General features: G+C 75.6%; 2 protein-coding genes. Both read right to left on the bottom strand.

Annotated features, from left to right (window positions below; all coding sequences use genetic code 11):
* Positions 1–429: molybdopterin-guanine dinucleotide biosynthesis protein B (mobB, locus tag G4D87_RS38105; protein ID WP_163787630.1), on the bottom strand; the 429-nt coding region annotated here is incomplete at its 3' end.
* A partial coding sequence (locus G4D87_RS38100) for a molybdopterin-binding protein (protein WP_240358949.1) occupies positions 426–1,093 on the bottom strand: 668 nt, incomplete at its 5' end. The genes mobB and G4D87_RS38100, both read right to left, overlap by 4 nt.

The following is a 1,093-nucleotide window of genomic DNA, read 5'->3' as shown; positions in this document are numbered from 1 at the left end:
GTCCGAGGGGAGGGTGGGCTCGGCGGAGAGCACCGCGAGGACCTCCGGGCGCGAGGGCGCCAGCGGCGGGCCCAGGCCCTCCCGCCATACCTCCAGCTTGGGGAGGGGGCCGTCCTTCCAGCCTTCGACGAGCACCAGGTCCACGGCGCCCGCGGCGCGCTCGAGCAGCGCTGGCAGCGCATCCGAGGGCGCGGTGGCCGTCGTGAGCTGGACACCCGCGGGCGTGGCGAAGCCGGTGAGCACGGCGCCTGCGTCGTGGTAGCGGGCGGTGTCGCTGCCGGGCCGGTGCAGCGGATGGGCGTCGGAGGAGTGCTTCACCACGGCCACGCGCAGGCCTCGCGTGGCGAGCTCGGGGACGAGCCGGGTGAGCAGCGTCGTCTTGCCGGCGCCGGACCAGCCCACCACGCTGAGCGCGGGAGCGCGGCTCATGCCGGTGCCCCCACGGGTGTGAAGGTGGGCCGGTCGAAGAGCTCGACGTCGACGAGGTCGTCCTCGGTGAAGTCCGCGCGGCCCGGTGGGAGGAGGGCCCAGCCCTCGCCGTGGACGTTCTGCAGCGTCTGCCCGGCGCCTTGCGGACGGAGCACGGCGCGCGGCGCGAGGCCGTCCCGGGCTTCCAGGGTGGTGGTGATGAGGTAGGTGAGGCCCGCTTGCTTGTGACGCGCTTCGGAGAGGTGGGCGCGGACGCGGCGGCGCGTCTCCAGCACGCCCTGGTGCTTGAGGAGGAGCGGGCGGGCGAGCTGGTCGAACGCCACGGTGGCCGCGCCAGGGTTGCCGGGCAGCACGACGACGGCGGTGTCACCCAGCCGGGCCACGGCCACGGGCTTGCCGGGCTTGAGCGCGACGCCGTCCACGAAGAAGCGGGCGCCGAGCGCGGCGAGCACGCGCTTCACCAGGTCCTTGTCCCCCACGGAGGCCCCTCCGGTGGTGATGAGGACGTCCACTTGCGGCGCCAGGCGGGTGAGCGCGTCGCGCAGGGCGCGCTCGTCATCGCGGGCGCGGGCGAGCTGGCGGACCTCCGCGCCGGCCTCCCGGGCGAGCGCGGCCACGAGGACGAGGTTGCTCTCGTACACCTGGTGGGGCAGGGCGGGTGTGC

This window comes from Myxococcus vastator, from assembly GCF_010894475.1.
In the GTDB taxonomy this organism is placed as follows: Bacteria; Myxococcota; Myxococcia; order Myxococcales; family Myxococcaceae; genus Myxococcus; species Myxococcus vastator.
This window is presented reverse-complemented; position numbering and strand designations above follow the sequence as displayed.